Origin of the sequence: Paenibacillus sp. ClWae2A (genome assembly GCF_032452295.1) — a bacterium.
Lineage (GTDB): Bacteria > Bacillota > Bacilli > Paenibacillales > Paenibacillaceae > Paenibacillus.
Genome location: NZ_JAULSQ010000002.1, coordinates 38,398 through 52,492 on the forward strand (window position 1 = coordinate 38,398; position 14,095 = coordinate 52,492).

General features: G+C 47.9%; 12 protein-coding genes. 3 read left to right on the top strand and 9 right to left on the bottom strand.

Annotated features, from left to right (window positions below):
- Nucleotides 1-30: 30 nt before the first annotated feature.
- Genes QVE09_RS06070 through QVE09_RS06095 form a run of 6 tightly spaced genes read right to left on the bottom strand, consistent with a single transcriptional unit; the run spans nucleotide 31 to nucleotide 5,648 of the window.
- Entirely contained in the window at nucleotides 31-609 is a 579-nt protein-coding gene (locus tag QVE09_RS06070; RefSeq protein WP_315936129.1) for a histidine phosphatase family protein, read from the bottom strand.
- Nucleotides 606-2,828: a class I SAM-dependent methyltransferase gene (locus QVE09_RS06075; RefSeq protein WP_315936130.1), complete on the bottom strand. Its 2,223-nt coding sequence runs from the start codon at nucleotides 2,826-2,828 to the stop codon at nucleotides 606-608. Before QVE09_RS06075 ends, QVE09_RS06070 begins: the two co-directional genes overlap by 4 nt.
- 28 nt (nucleotides 2,829-2,856) lie before the next feature.
- The gene (locus QVE09_RS06080) at nucleotides 2,857-3,690 is read right to left on the bottom strand and encodes a phosphotransferase family protein (protein WP_315936131.1); all 834 of its coding nucleotides are present in this window, start codon (nucleotides 3,688-3,690) and stop codon (nucleotides 2,857-2,859) included.
- A gap of 13 nt (nucleotides 3,691-3,703) precedes the next feature.
- A complete protein-coding gene (locus tag QVE09_RS06085) occupies nucleotides 3,704-4,294 on the bottom strand; it encodes a GNAT family N-acetyltransferase (RefSeq protein WP_315936132.1) in 591 nt (196 codons plus the stop codon).
- Nucleotides 4,295-4,302: 8 nt separating this feature from the next.
- Complete coding sequence (locus tag QVE09_RS06090) at nucleotides 4,303-4,749, bottom strand: RidA family protein (RefSeq protein ID WP_047842646.1); 447 nt, start codon at nucleotides 4,747-4,749, stop codon at nucleotides 4,303-4,305.
- Nucleotides 4,746-5,648: an AraC family transcriptional regulator gene (locus QVE09_RS06095; RefSeq protein ID WP_315936133.1), complete on the bottom strand. Its 903-nt coding sequence runs from the start codon at nucleotides 5,646-5,648 to the stop codon at nucleotides 4,746-4,748. Before QVE09_RS06095 ends, QVE09_RS06090 begins: the two co-directional genes overlap by 4 nt.
- Before the next feature lie 127 nt (nucleotides 5,649-5,775).
- Here QVE09_RS06095 and QVE09_RS06100 point away from each other — a divergent pair, with 127 nt between their 5' ends.
- Nucleotides 5,776-7,065, top strand: a complete 1,290-nt coding sequence (locus tag QVE09_RS06100; RefSeq protein ID WP_315936134.1) for a Gfo/Idh/MocA family oxidoreductase — start codon at nucleotides 5,776-5,778, stop codon at nucleotides 7,063-7,065.
- A 44-nt stretch (nucleotides 7,066-7,109) separates the two neighbouring features.
- Nucleotides 7,110-8,765 carry an MGH1-like glycoside hydrolase domain-containing protein gene (locus tag QVE09_RS06105; RefSeq protein ID WP_315936135.1) on the top strand — a complete coding sequence of 552 codons (1,656 nt, stop codon included), beginning with the start codon at nucleotides 7,110-7,112 and terminating at the stop codon, nucleotides 8,763-8,765.
- Between the two features lie 73 nt (nucleotides 8,766-8,838).
- On the opposite strand, the gene QVE09_RS06110 is transcribed toward QVE09_RS06105, so the two are convergent.
- On the bottom strand, nucleotides 8,839-9,183 hold the full coding sequence (locus tag QVE09_RS06110) for a hypothetical protein (protein ID WP_076318676.1): 345 nt from the start codon (nucleotides 9,181-9,183) through the stop codon (nucleotides 8,839-8,841).
- Nucleotides 9,184-9,306: 123 nt separating this feature from the next.
- Here QVE09_RS06110 and QVE09_RS06115 point away from each other — a divergent pair, with 123 nt between their 5' ends.
- Nucleotides 9,307-9,729, top strand: coding sequence for a hypothetical protein (locus QVE09_RS06115; protein ID WP_315936136.1), 423 nt, complete (start codon nucleotides 9,307-9,309; stop codon nucleotides 9,727-9,729).
- A gap of 199 nt (nucleotides 9,730-9,928) precedes the next feature.
- On the opposite strand, the gene QVE09_RS06120 is transcribed toward QVE09_RS06115, so the two are convergent.
- Together QVE09_RS06120 and QVE09_RS06125 are read right to left on the bottom strand one after the other, a co-directional pair.
- On the bottom strand, nucleotides 9,929-13,102 hold the full coding sequence (locus QVE09_RS06120) for a bifunctional cytochrome P450/NADPH--P450 reductase (protein ID WP_315936137.1): 3,174 nt from the start codon (nucleotides 13,100-13,102) through the stop codon (nucleotides 9,929-9,931).
- A gap of 298 nt (nucleotides 13,103-13,400) precedes the next feature.
- The gene (locus tag QVE09_RS06125) at nucleotides 13,401-13,955 is read right to left on the bottom strand and encodes a glutathione peroxidase (RefSeq protein ID WP_315936138.1); all 555 of its coding nucleotides are present in this window, start codon (nucleotides 13,953-13,955) and stop codon (nucleotides 13,401-13,403) included.
- Nucleotides 13,956-14,095: the final 140 nt, after the last annotated feature.

Consider the following 14,095-nt stretch of genomic DNA (forward strand, 5'->3'; position numbering starts at 1 on the left):
GGCTAATGCATTACTTAATATACAGCTCAGTTACTCCCACAATCGAGTGACCTGAACCAACTCGCGCGTTCCATCAAACTGCAACTTATAGATATCCGGCATTGAAGTACTCTCCCAAAAGTCATACCCGTAGGAAGAGTCATAATGTTGTAAAATAAGCGTCATTACATCTCCATGGGTTCCGATGACTACCTTGTGACCCACATGTTTATCCAAAATTTTCTCGATCACCGCTACTGCCCTTGAGCGAGCCTGTTCACCAGACTCCCCACCTGGATACGCATACGTAGGATCACGGTACAACCGCTGCTTGGCTTCACGAAAATTATCATGCTTCACATCTGAACTCGACAACTGGCGTTCACGCAAATTTTCCTCTGTCACCACAATTCCACCTGACCGATCTGCCAGAATCTGAATCGTATCTACCGCTCGCCTGTAAGGGCTAGAATAGAACAGTTGAATCTGCTCCCCATGGAGCAGACTGGCAACCGTTCCTGCATCTTGATGACCTTGCTCTGTCAGTCCACGCTCTCGTTCCTGTCCTTCAACATATCGAGAATCCGCATGTCTGACAAAATACAAAAACGTACTGGCCTCATTCATCATCCATCCGCCAACCCTTTTTTCTTCTCAATGACAATCAGGCAGGTGCTGTCTGGCAAAGGCGCAGGGTCACCATTTTCCTTCATGAAGATAACTCGTTCACCAAGTGCCTCCGTGTACCCCTCCTGAAGGAAATGCTCGAAAGTGATAATCTCGGCTTGTTCACCCAGCGTTTCTCGAATACATTTTTCATAGGCTGTTGGCGTAAATATACCGAATTGTTCCTGAATTTCATGCACGTATGCCTCTTCGCCCCACGTATAGGTGTAAAGAAATTCCATCGCATCGTTGATCGGCAATACCACCTCGTTGTCTGAGATCCGCTCATATTGAATTGCACGTCCCTGAAAATCCTCTGCATACCGCTCCAGCCAGCGCATCCCATCCGGTTCCAGGAAACGAATCCGGCGCTTCTGTGCCTCCGGTTCACTCATGATGCCATCCCGAATCAGAATTCGTCCCCCAGGTGACAGGACACGGAATGAACTTCTAAGCGCTGCTACAACCGTGTCGGAATTAAATCTTCGACCGTCCAGTTCAATATAGGAATATAATTCATGCAGAATGGATGAAAAAATAACCGTATCCACGGTGCCCGGCTGCACATATTGCTCCAGTTGCAGGGCATCGCCCTTCATCACTTGCCAGCGATGTCCCTCACGCTGTTTTTTGCGTTCCAGCGCTTCAATGACATTGGCTGAGATATCGATACCAATCGGCTCCACTTCCGGTTTTTCCTGCTCAATCAGATCCAGCAGAATTCCTCCACCTGGACCGATGTCCAGTACTCGTTTACCAACGATATAGTCTAGCAGTACTTTTTTATAATCACCGGAGCTGTTCATATCGGACAAATACGTCTCTTCGTTGTGGAAGCGGTCATAGGCATCCCGGCGTAATCCGAACAGGTCAAATAACAGCAGTACAGCCTTCTCGTATAACGGCGACTTTTCCGCTTCAATACAGAATGCAATCAGCTTCTCAGCCGCTGGAGAAAATTCAAAGGTCACGAATAATGTATCCGGCAGATCCGCATGACGCTCAATGCGATGGGTTAGATGGGGATAGACGATCTGCTCTCCTGACACAATCTGTTCCCACGAATACTGTTCCAAATATTTTTCAATCATTCGTTTCTTGTAAATATTGAGCTTCTTGACGCCCTTGTAATCGTAATACATCGTATTCATCAATGGTTCGAAGCTGATATGGCGAACGATTTCAGATCGACTCTCCATGGATGTTGGATGCATGCTCTCGCTGCGAAGCGTCAACAGGAACACTTTCACCATCTCCTGCAACGAAAAATCCTGCATGGCCGATTCCACATACCATAATGTGCGATGAGCGAGTGGAGCCAGCGCCTGTTCTACATCCAGTTCCGTTTGGAGCTTGGCGTAAGCCGTATCCATAGCTTCTCCCTGCCGAATGGATGAACTTCTTAAGCGGGATAAACGTTCCTTCACGCTCCAGTCTTCATGATCTGGTCCAGCGATAATCCAGCCTACAATTCGCTGTACCTCAGCCTGAACCTGATTCCATAACGCTGGATCAACACCTGCAATAATGCACTCATTTAATGCCATCAGTATGGTGTGCAATTCATCTGTAGTAAGCCACCCTTTGACGATCAAGGCGTGGAGCGAAGCATTCTCGGCAAATGGAATCTCGCCGCGTATGTATTGACCAATAAGTCCATGCGTAGCAATTAGAGTTCGTATAATCTCATGCCTTGGTGTGTGTGAAGTCAGCGCAGCATGCTCGCTTATATCCGCATTGTTGCTTAGAGCACCACTCGGAGATCCAGGTTGATCTATACTCGTCTCCTTGGTCTTACCGATGTCATTATCCAGGTGCTCTGCTCCAGCGTATAGATCATATAACTGAGCGGACCCCACATTGTGTACAAACAAGTTAACGCTCTGCTTTTGCCATACCCGCCGCTGCTCCCGTGATCCGGCCTTCGCCGTCTCTGACCAGATTAATACGTCCTCCAGAATTTCTCGCACCCAAAAAGAAACCTGAAGTTTCTCCAGCACATGCAGTGTACGCTCGGTGTAATCCAGCACCGGATTTGTTCCCTCAAGTTCGGCAATGGAATGAATGCGTTCGAGGTTAATATGGGGCTTCTCTGCTGCTGCCAGCAGTTGCAGCCATAGCTGCTGCGCTTCCGGCGTGTTACCTGACTTGTATGATTGTATAGCCTTTAATGAATGCAGCATGAATACTCCCCTCTCTTTCTCTACCCTTTTATATAAAATGATCAGATTCGTCTAACCGACGAATTCGTTCCTGAACAAACTTGAGCAGCTGTTCCACCTCTTGAGCGGGCAAATCCTCGTCAAGACGCGCGGCAGCAACTGGCAGCATCCATGACTCTATTGCTTCACGTGTAATCCCGGAAAGTTGCATATAATGATGGATGTAAAATTCGACCAGCGATTCACGAGCCTTTTCAAAACCCATTCGTATAACTGGCTCTGTATCTTCTGGCAATGTGGCACTCATTAATATTACCCAGCTTCGAGCCACATCACCCGCAGGATCACCCGACATACCAGTCATCCAATCGATGACCCAGTATTGATCGCCAGCCTCACTGAGCATAACATTATCAGGGTGAAAATCGCCATGACAGATCTGTTGTTGATCAGGAAATGTTGTTAAGTAAGAAAGGACTCGCGCTTGATCGTCCTCCGACAATAATCGAACATTGTGGATCGCTCCCGATAAAATCTGCTTCTGTAAGGGGAGTGTCCCTTCATCATCTCGCTCGCAATGAAGTCTGTAATGGCAGTCAGCCATTTTAAACGCCAGCTGCTCTAGTAACTCCGGTTGCTGAACGATAAGTGATAACAGGGTAATCCCCTGGATTCGCTCAAAAACAATGCCTGCTCGCGACGTAGTATGTTCTATCAAGGATACTGCCTGTGGGACGGGGAGTCCTTTTTTGAATGCCAACTCACTTATTCTAAATTCATTCTGGACGGCTTCGTGAGGAAAATCCATTCGATATAACTTCATAATGTGCTCGTTCGAATACGCATAGATTTCCGCAGTTCTTCCCTGACCAATTCGCTCCATATCTATCCTCCCCTTAATAGAACTCACTGCCTCTGACTTTTGAAAAAACCATACAATCGACCAGCGTACCTGTGCTGTCCCGCCGCATCTTGCGCAATATACCTTCCAGTGTATAACCCGCTCGTTCGGCAACTTTGGCACTTCGCACATTGCGGGCATCACAGCGGATCTCCAGCCGGTTCGCCTCCAGATGAGTAATGGCGAATTGCTCAATGCCTCTCACCGCTTCTGTCATCAAACCCTCACCAGCTCGCAATGTTCGAATCCAGTAACCGATCTCAAAACAGCGGGCATTCCAGTCAATGCGATGTAACCCGCTGCTGCCTAAGAATTCATCCGTATGTCTATCACGCAAATGTAAAATCATGTCGGTACGTTCCAGATATTGCAGCCTTGCTTTGCGCACGGTCATTTCAGACTCTTCCAATGACGGGATCTTCTCGGCAAAAGGCAACCACAACCGCAGCTGCTCCGCACTCTCACGGACCGCTTCATTAACGGCTGCGCCATCCCCCCACTGCGGTGCTCGAATCGTGAGGCGTTCCGTATGGAAGCTCTCGGGTATCGTTAGCATAATTGGATTAAATGAAGACGATTCAGTCATCGATATATCTACTCCTCTACCTGAAATATGGAATCAATGATCAGCGGCAAATTATCCCTTACGGACACTGCTCCGAATACTGAACGGGCGTGTACCCCCTGATCCCCGAATACCTCCATCATCAGATCCGAGAATCCATTCAGCACTTTATGGTGCTCCTGATACGAAGCGGACGCATTAATGAATCCCTGCACTTTAACCACTCTCTTCACCCGATCCAGTGAACCCAACACATCTCGAACGACAGCAAGCACCTCCAGTCCAGCATTCCGGGCAAAATCATACCCCTGCTCTGTTGTGAAGTCTGATCCCAGTTTGCCACGTTCGGAGGTATCCGGTCCTTTCCCCGATACATACATAATTCCATTCACAATAACGGCATTGGCATATTTCGCTGCGGGGGCACTGGCCTGTGGCAAAATGATCCCCAGTTCATTTAATCTTGCTTCAATCATCGTATATTCTCTCCCTCTTTTACGGTCCTCACGGAACCCGATTCCTTGTATTCCTGCCTATAAACTCTTGGTGATACCTGAACGGTACGTTTGAACATCTTGCCAAAATGAGAGAAGTTACTGAATCCCGCAAGCCAGGCGATGTCTGTAATGGATTCCTCACTTTCTCGCAGCAAACGCTGTGCTTCCTTCACCCGTAACAGATTCAGATAATCACTGAAGGTAAATCCCGTTGTTTGTTTGAACAATCGACTCAGATAATGCGGACTAATGCGAAACATGCCCGCCACCTCCGGTAATGTCAGTGGTTTCTGATAGTTCTCATTCAGGTAACGTACAACTGCCTGTGTCTTGGGATGAAGAACCGGCTCACGATCATCGGAGCATAACCTGCCCAGGTGTTGATTCCGATAGGCATGCAGCAACAATTCAATAGCCCGGTGACGAAGCAACAGGTTGCTTCCCGGTTGGGGACGAAGCATTTCATCCACCATTTCGCTAACCATCCGTTCTAGAACATCAGTGACTTGAGATGGAAACCTTACGATGGGAATCTCCCAGCAGAAGGGTTCCTTCAATTCTTCAACGAAGTCAGGTGAAATCGACATGGCAGCGAAAAGCTCCGGCTTCAAATACAGCACCATCCGCTCATGGTCGGGCATACCGCTCTCCAATGTCTTGTGAACCGTATTGCGGTCAACAAACACCAGATCGCCAGCCTTTACCCGATAAGTCCGGTCCTTGATGAAATAAATACGCTCGCCAGACAACAGATAATACAACTCATAATGATCATGCAGATGGTCATCCGTCATAGAGAAGTATCCAATGCGACGATCATATTCGATGTGCAGCAAATCCGTGGGATCATGAAAATCTGCACGAAAAGGTTCTGTCATGTCGCCCTCTCTCCTTTCCATAAATTATAGCAAAATATGCGGCATTTGAAAGCGGTTACGCATAAAATGCGGCGAAAGAAGTACTCCCTTGTTATAGTCTAGAGCTATATTCAAGGAGGCGATAGACATGAGTAACAAGAAACGTTATGTATTAGTCGGAACCGGCGGCCGCGCCGAATTTTTTTATGGTGCTTTGACCCGGGATTATAGGGATACATCCGAGCTTGTCGGCTTTTGTGATATAAATCAAGTCCGCATGAACTACGCGAATCAACTATTGAAGGAAAAGTACGAGTATCCTGAGGTACCCACTTATCCTGCAGATCAGTTTGATCAGATGATTGAGAACGAGAAACCTGACTATGTCATCGTAACGAGTGTTGACCGCACCCATCACAAGTATATCATTCGTGCGATGGAACTGGGTTGTGACGTTGTCACCGAGAAACCGATGACCATTGATGAGGAGAAATGTCAGGAGATTCTGGATGCCGTCAAGCGCACTGGCCAGAACGTCAGAGTCACCTTTAACTACCGTTATGCACCGCACCATACTAAGATTCGGGAACTTATTCTGAATGATACCATTGGGAAAGTCACTTCCGTTCACTTCGAATGGCTGCTGAATACCCGCCACGGGGCAGATTATTTCCGCCGTTGGCATCGGGACAAGCGTAATAGCGGCGGACTGCTTGTGCACAAATCCACCCACCACTTCGACTTGGTGAATTTCTGGATTGGTTCGCAACCGGATACCGTGTTTGCATTTGGTGATCTGATGTATTACGGCAGAGAAAATGCAGAAGATCGCGGTGTAACGCAGTTCTACAATCGGGCAACCGGCAACCCGATCGCAAAGGATGATCCTTTTGCACTGCATTTGGATTCAGACGCACATATGAAGTCCATGTATCTGGATGCCGAATCGGAAGATGGTTACCAGCGCGATCAGAGCGTATTTGGGGACGGCATCAACATTGAGGATACGATGGGCGTACTTGTGAAGTATCGGAACAAAGCCATTCTGACGTACTCCCTCGTTGCCTACCAGCCATGGGAAGGTTACCGCATTGCCATTAATGGCACCAAAGGCCGGATTGAGATGAACATTGTGGAGCAATCTTATGTCAATTCATTGGGTGACAAAAGTAAGGAAGGTGCATTAATCGGTAAAACGTTGCGTGTTCTTCCGATGTTTGATGCGCCATATGAGGTTGAAGTGGAAGAGAAAGCAGGTGGACATGGCGGAGGTGACCCGGTTCTGCTGAATGATCTGTTTGGAGAGCCTGTTGAAGATCCGTTCCATCGTGCTGCTAACCACGTGGACGGTGCCAGATCCATTCTGACGGGTATTGCTGCCAATCGCGCCATCGCCACGGGTTTGCCTGTCAATGTCAATAATCTGGTTCGTTTCTAAGTCTCCCAGATCTGCACGCAAGTCGACGCTGTGAGGAGGAACATATGACAGAAGAGATACTAAATCGGCTGCGCAACATTTCGATTATGGATCAAGTTCAGCCAGTTAAACCGGAAGATCAGCAGTTATTACAGGAATGGCATGCCTCGGGTATCCGGTTTGCGGCATCAGGCGGTCAAATGGAAGCTACGTATGTTGCAGCTGTGGAGAAATTGCTTGCTTGCATCCTGCCCATAGGAGACAGCAATCCTATTTTACAAGAAGGTGGCATCTATCTCGGATGTTGGTTAGAGAGTACAGGTACCATCAATGCGGAGCTGCTGTCTCGCCTGCTGCCTTCCGTATCCGAAACAACGTACCTCGCATTTGCCAAGCAGCAAAGAGATGATGGATTGCTTCCGTATAAACTCACGGCAAACGGACCCTCTTTCCGGCAAATCCAGTTGGTAACTCCGCTGGCACGCAGTGTATGGAACCACTATCAGCTTCATGGCAATCATGGCAAGCACTCGCCTTTCCTGAACACCATGTATAAGGCTATGGTTCGTTACGATGAGTGGATTGCCCACAACCGTAATACCCGAGGAACCGGCTGTGTAGAGGCCTTCAGTACGTTTGACACCGGACATGACTTATCCCCGCGTTTCTGGCATGTTCCGGATACACCTTATATGAATGATGCTTCTGCCTATCACCCGGATTCTCCGATTCTGCCTTTTCTGGCACCAGATCTGACTGCCAATATCTATTGTCAGCGCATGTATCTGTCCAGCATAGCTGAAGAACTGGGGGAATCAGGAACGGATTGGAAAGCAAAAGCCCAGTCCAGCCTGGAAAGTCTCTTCCGTTATTGTTACGACGAACAGGATATGTTCTTTTATGATCGGGATCGCAATGACGAATTCGTCAGAGTCCAATCCGATGTGCTGCTTCGCGTGATGGCCTGCGAGGTGGGCGACCGTGAATTGTTTGATAACCTGCTGCGTCGGTACCTGTTAAATACAAGCAAGTTTTTCGCTAAATACCCGTTTACATCGATTTCAATGGATGATCCCAGATTTGATCCCTTTTCCTCCTATAACAGCTGGGGCGGGGCGTCCAATTTCCTGAGTCTCATTCGGGCACCACACGCATTCGAGTATCATCATCGATATGTGGAGCTAACCTGGGTATTGCAGCCTATCTTGTCCGCCCTATCCAAAGATAAGCGATTTGGTCAGGTACTAAGCCCATGGACCGGAGAACAAGGTTTTACCGAGACTTACTCCCCTACTATCCTTTGTCTCCTCGATTATGTGGAGCGACTATGCGGAATTATGCCTGTTGGATCGAATCAGCTCTGGTTTACCGGACTGCTCCCCATCGACATGGATCATGGTGAGATCGTATCTGGCAACACGGCTTATAGCCGAAAAGTCAACGGAGTAGGATATGAATTGGTCAACACGCCTGATCGCATGACGGTATATCTGGACGGCAAGGTTCATCTGGACGCCCCGTCAGGTATTCGGCTGGTGACAGATCGTAGTGGACATCTGGAGGCAGTCATCGGAATGAGCGTTCGCACCGTCGAGGGAGATCTCTTCTATCAAGGAGAGTGCATCCCGATTCGAATCAAAGGAAATGAAATGCAGCGTTACGCTAATGGAGGTTTCAGAACCGAGCGCGATATTGGCATCATCCATCCTACGTATCGTTAAATGTCCGTAAGCAAAAAGCGCAAGTTGCGGAGGTTTACTGCCCCTGCACTTGCGCTCTTGTATTTCTTTATTTTTACACCTTCCGGTTCCACGCCGGGTGACGATAAAATTCAATTGTATCAATATAATTTACCGTGAACTGCTGCTCAACATCCGACAGGTTCAACAGTTTGCGGTCGATTTGCTTCATCCCCATGACCACATCGTGCCTTAGCAGGTCCATCGCAATTTTGCCTACAAACCCGCCTTCCATCTCCTTATGCTTGGTACGAAACTCTTCATTGTAGATCAGTTCAGGCGTGAATGCCGCTTCGACGAAAGCATTAACGAGCGTAAGCTCATTGCCCTCGATCTGCACTGCCATATAATAATTGCCACGCTCATCCTTAATGAGGTCTTTATACATCTCTACGATCATGTGAATCACTCCTCTATTATAAAAGAAACCCCGTTAGCCGTAACGAACATGGGCTATCAAACGTACACCTTCCTACCCCGTTCCTTCATATACTAGGTACAAATGGCGAACGGAGGAATACTTATGAGCTGGCAGCATCTCCATACTGGAAAAACACTTCAGCAGCGTCTGGCAGAACTCCAGGGGCACCTTGCAGAACTGAATACTCCACTCTCCGGGTTGGAACCGGGACGTATTCGTCGTGTCTATCCAAAGCAGTTTATCAAAGTAAACCGTCAGTTATTCATTCCTCTCAGTCTGAATTCCATTCGGGTATTTGATATTCCTCGAACACGGCGAGGCGTCAGAGTGGGAATCCGCACGACTTTCCCTTCCAGGAATGCATTTAACAATATCAGACTTGTGGGCGTGGGACTGGATTATCTTGAACTCCAGGGAAAAGGCAGATTCCCTTCCCGTATTTTATTTCCTCTCTCGAGCGTCGAGTCGATCTATAGGCCAACCGCTGGAAGAAAGAGCCTGAAACGGCCGTGTAGCCGGAAGTAAAGCTGGTTCTTTTCGCAAGCCATACAATGGTTCCCAAATGTCTGCATACGGGTGCTCCCTTCCAATATATAATTATAACCCATGCAACCACTTATCTGCTGAAGAATCATTTTATGTCAAAAAGCGGTGAGAACAGAACTGCTTCTGTATCTCACCGCTCAGCCAGTTACGGATCAAGCTGACCCTTCACATGTGTATATCAGATGCCTGTCCATACATCCTTGGCATAACGACCTTCCTGCTGAAGCTGATTAAGCCAATCTTCTGCTTCCTTCGCTGACTTGCCATGAATATCAGCGTATGCCTGCTGGAGTGTGGCTTCCACATCAGGTGCCATCTTGCTGCCATCACCGCAGATATACAGATGCGCACCCTCTTCAAACAAAGGAATCAGGTGACGGGCATCGTCTCTCATCAGATGCTGTACATAACATTTCTCCTCCCCGTCTACACGGGAGAAGGCAGTATGAAGCTTCACAAGCCCTTCTTGCTGGGCTGCTTCCAATTCATTTTTGTACAGATAATCATGCTCGGGATTCCGGCATCCAAAGTACAGGTGGGCTTCGCCAACCTCTTGACCTTGTTCCTTCAATACATGCCTTGCTTGCAAGAAACCTCGGAATGGAGCAACACCTGTACCCGGGCCTACCATGATGACGGGAACCTGTGCATCCTCCGGCAGTTGGAACCCGGATTCCGGTGTCCGCGTGAACATCACGATCTCGTCACCCGGTTTCAGGTTAGCCAGATAGTTGGACGCAATACCTTTGTATTCTCCCTGTCCACTCCATGCCGGGGCGCGCACAACACTGACCGTAATACTCGCTTGATCGGGCTGAACACGTGGTGAACTGGAGATCGAATAATATCTGGCTTTTAGTGAAGGCAGTAATTCAAGGAAACGCTCAAACGGCAGTTCACATGCCTCATATTTCACCAGATAATCCAGCATGGAGATCCGTTTGTTCCGCACTTCATCCATATACACAGATTCATCAAGCAGCGCTTCAAGTTCTTTCTTATGCGGTGGACATACGGTGTATGCTGCCATTTCTCTCAACTGGGCACGAGTTGCCGCCTCCTGAAGCTCAACGCTATGACTGAGCAGATCATACAGGTTCACCGGTTGATGCAGCGGCAGATGCGCGGCACTGCGACCGGATGCATCCAGAACGAGATGCTCCGTTCCGGTGAATCCATAACGACGAAGTACACGTTCCACCAGCTCCGGTGGGTTCTGCGGCAGAATGCCCAGGTGATCGCCTTCCTTGTAGGTTATGCCTTCAGGCAATTTGATCTCCAGGTGACGTGTGCTGCGTTCACTGCCCGCGTCGTGAAGCTCCCTGTTCTCAAGTACTTCTGCCACATGTGCATCATACGTATCCGCAAGCGGTGTTACGGCGAGCCCACTGACAAACTGTACAGATAGTGAGCTGCGTTCACTATTGGAGCTTGTGTTCAGTTTCAGTCCCATCGTTCGTGCGAGATCTGGCCATAATTGCTCTGTCCAATCCCCCACCTGTTTCTCAAAATCTCCGCTGGCATCTGATTCACCCAGCGGTGATAACCGCTCTGCTCCTCTGGAAGATAACTGTTCATCTATTAAACGCGGAATACGCTGATAGGTGCTGGCCCAGTTGTGGTCACCACATCCAAGAACGGCGAAACGCACACCTTTGAATTCATTGGCATCCGCGTGTTCAATCCACTCGACAAACATCTTGGCATTACTTGGCGGCTGACCGTTATAGGATGCACTGACAATAATGACGGCACCCTCCTTTGGCAGTTTGCCAACACGATCATCCAGCGCAGCGACCTCACTCCGAAAACCCTGATATCTGGCGGTATCCGCAATTTCACGTGCAATGCCTTCAGCGGTGCCCAGATTGGAACCGTACAGAACAAGCATCGGTGTGTGGTGGGCATTTGCTGCATCCGGCTCCGTTCTTTTGGCAACCGGCTTTGGTTCTTCGACCGCTACACCCGGAACGGCCATGACTGGTTGCCCGCCACGCGCACGTACACGAATTGTGAAGTTATCCGGTTTAAGCGTCAGCGTTTCTTTCACTTTTAACTGATAATCAGAATGATCTATGAAGTCAAAATGCTTCAACACCATGCCCAGTACCAGCGTTGCTTCCTGAAGTGCAAACTGCTGACCAATGCAGGCCCGTTGACCGTTACCAAAAGGTTTATAGGCATCATGCGGCACTTTGCTCGGATCTTCGAACCGTTCCGGGCGGAATTCCTCTACATCGTCTCCCCAGGCTTCGCGGTCACGATGCAGCTTGGGAATAAGTACACTGACGCTGTCTCCTTTTTGCAAAGGATATTGACCCGCAAGTACCGTGTCCTCTTTTGCATACAAAGAAAATGCCGGGGCCGTAGGCCATAAGCGCAATGCTTCATTCAAAACCATACGAACGTACTTCAGATTGCGAACCTGGTTGTACGTGGGAACCGGATCTTTCAGTATCTGATCCACCTCAGCTTGGGCTTTAGCCAGCGTATCCGGATTCTTCATCAGATAATAAACGGCGAAGGATAACAGTCCACTTGTGGTCTCATGTCCAGCAATCAGGAAGGTAATAATCTGATAACGGATGTTCTCATCATCCAGCGTTTCTCCCGTTTCCGGGTCTTTGCCGCTGAGCATGTGGGACAACAGATCATCTGCCCCTTCCTGCGGTTTCTCTTTGCGCTCGGCAATAATGTGATCCACCAACGAGAACATGGAACGGATATCCTGTTCAAACTGTTTCTTTTTGGTGATCATCAACTTGTCTTGCAGACGCAGTCGCTGCAATGAACTCATGGATTCATCCAATGCACGGACCATGCTCGTAATGAATGGATGTGGTTCTTCCCGATAGAAGCTGTTAAACCGATAGTTGAACCCACACAGGCCAATCGTGTCGAGCGTAAGACGTGTCATATCATCCGGAACGTTAACCGTCTCATCCGGGTTCAACCGTGACCATTTCTGAACCAGCTGCACAGCCAGATCAATCATTTTGTTGTGATATCCCTGCATCGCACGTTGACTGAAACTTGGCAGCAACACGTTATGGGCTTTTTTCCAATTCGGTTCTTCGGTCCAACTCGTAAAGAGTCCATCTCCTGCAAAAGCACGAACCTTCGCAAGGGGTGCCCACACCCGTTTGTCGAATTTGGATTCATCCGTTACCTCAGCGACCAGCTCGTGACCGGAAATATACAATTCACTTCGCCCAGGATACTCCATACGAAAGATCGGTCCATATTCTTCAGCCAGTTTCACCAGGGATTGCACCGGCTCTTCAAAGTTCAATTGCGGCAAATTGCCCAGTGGGCCAAATGTTTTCGGTTGAGGCACTGAAATTGGTGGCATGACGCTCACTCCTTCTTTCCAAGTTAAGAGTTCTACAACTAAAAATAATGACTTGATTTACAGACGCGATTACACTTACTCTTCAGATCAACAGATTCAAGTTATTTTTTGCACATTTTCATATTTCATCCAGATAACGATAAAACCATCAAAGAACTAATTGACCGAAATGGTATATTGGTCATTTTTGATTAAAAAAAATGGAGGACTTCGTTATCTTCTTTTACCCTAACATTTCCAGTTCTAATCTTCAACAGTCCCAAAGTCATAGGACCTCAGGACAGGGATTAAGGTATACTTATGATTTCTTTAACAGAATCTGAATAGCCGACTCCATCTCTAATGGAGCAACTGTCGTTTCATAACGGCCATGGACGTTCCCACTGCGGTCAATCAGGAATTTGGTAAAATTCCATTTGATCCCGTCTCCTTGGTACAATTCTGGTTGCTTCTCCTTCACAAAGGTGTCCATCCACTGTCCCTCCTTCGTGTTCAGATCATAACCTTGAAATGGCGCTTGGTTAATCAGATAACGGAACACTGGATGCGCCGATTGCCCAACGACCTCAACCTTCTCCAAAATCGGAAAGGATATCTGAAACTGACTTCTGCAATACTCGGCTATTTCCGTGTTACTCCCAGGTTCTTTATCGTTAAACTGGTTGCACGGGAACGCCAGAATTTCCAGCCCCTGATCACGATAGTTCTCATACATCTGTTGAAGTTCACTGAACTGGCGGGAGTAGCTACATCGGCTAGCTGTATTCACAATAAGCAGTACGTTCCCTTTCAACGCAGAAAAATCACCCTCGTGGCCGTTCATGAACGGAACCTGGTAAGAAAATATACTCATATGTATTTCTCCTCCTCTTCTTTTTCGTATCTCATATGAATTCTCTCTTGCGATGGATTATACACCTCGATTGTTAATAGGTGAAATATATAATAAATATAATATTAATAGTTTTTAACTATAAAACGTAAACAAAAAAC

Excerpts from the sequence above, each read along its gene's own strand:
- QVE09_RS06075 (WP_315936130.1), bottom strand. The coding sequence starts at position 2,828 with ATGCTGCATTCATTAAAGGCTATACAATCATACAAGTCAGGTAACACG.
- QVE09_RS06115 (WP_315936136.1), top strand. The coding sequence starts at position 9,307 with ATGAGCTGGCAGCATCTCCATACTGGAAAAACACTTCAGCAGCGTCTG.
- QVE09_RS06090 (WP_047842646.1), bottom strand. The coding sequence starts at position 4,749 with ATGATTGAAGCAAGATTAAATGAACTGGGGATCATTTTGCCACAGGCC.
- QVE09_RS06095 (WP_315936133.1), bottom strand. The coding sequence starts at position 5,648 with ATGACAGAACCTTTTCGTGCAGATTTTCATGATCCCACGGATTTGCTG.
- QVE09_RS06080 (WP_315936131.1), bottom strand. The coding sequence starts at position 3,690 with ATGGAGCGAATTGGTCAGGGAAGAACTGCGGAAATCTATGCGTATTCG.
- QVE09_RS06105 (WP_315936135.1), top strand. The coding sequence starts at position 7,110 with ATGACAGAAGAGATACTAAATCGGCTGCGCAACATTTCGATTATGGAT.
- QVE09_RS06100 (WP_315936134.1), top strand. The coding sequence starts at position 5,776 with ATGAGTAACAAGAAACGTTATGTATTAGTCGGAACCGGCGGCCGCGCC.
- QVE09_RS06120 (WP_315936137.1), bottom strand. The coding sequence starts at position 13,102 with ATGCCACCAATTTCAGTGCCTCAACCGAAAACATTTGGCCCACTGGGC.
- QVE09_RS06125 (WP_315936138.1), bottom strand. The coding sequence starts at position 13,955 with ATGAGTATATTTTCTTACCAGGTTCCGTTCATGAACGGCCACGAGGGT.
- QVE09_RS06085 (WP_315936132.1), bottom strand. The coding sequence starts at position 4,294 with ATGACTGAATCGTCTTCATTTAATCCAATTATGCTAACGATACCCGAG.
- QVE09_RS06110 (WP_076318676.1), bottom strand. The coding sequence starts at position 9,183 with ATGATCGTAGAGATGTATAAAGACCTCATTAAGGATGAGCGTGGCAAT.
- QVE09_RS06070 (WP_315936129.1), bottom strand. The coding sequence starts at position 609 with ATGATGAATGAGGCCAGTACGTTTTTGTATTTTGTCAGACATGCGGAT.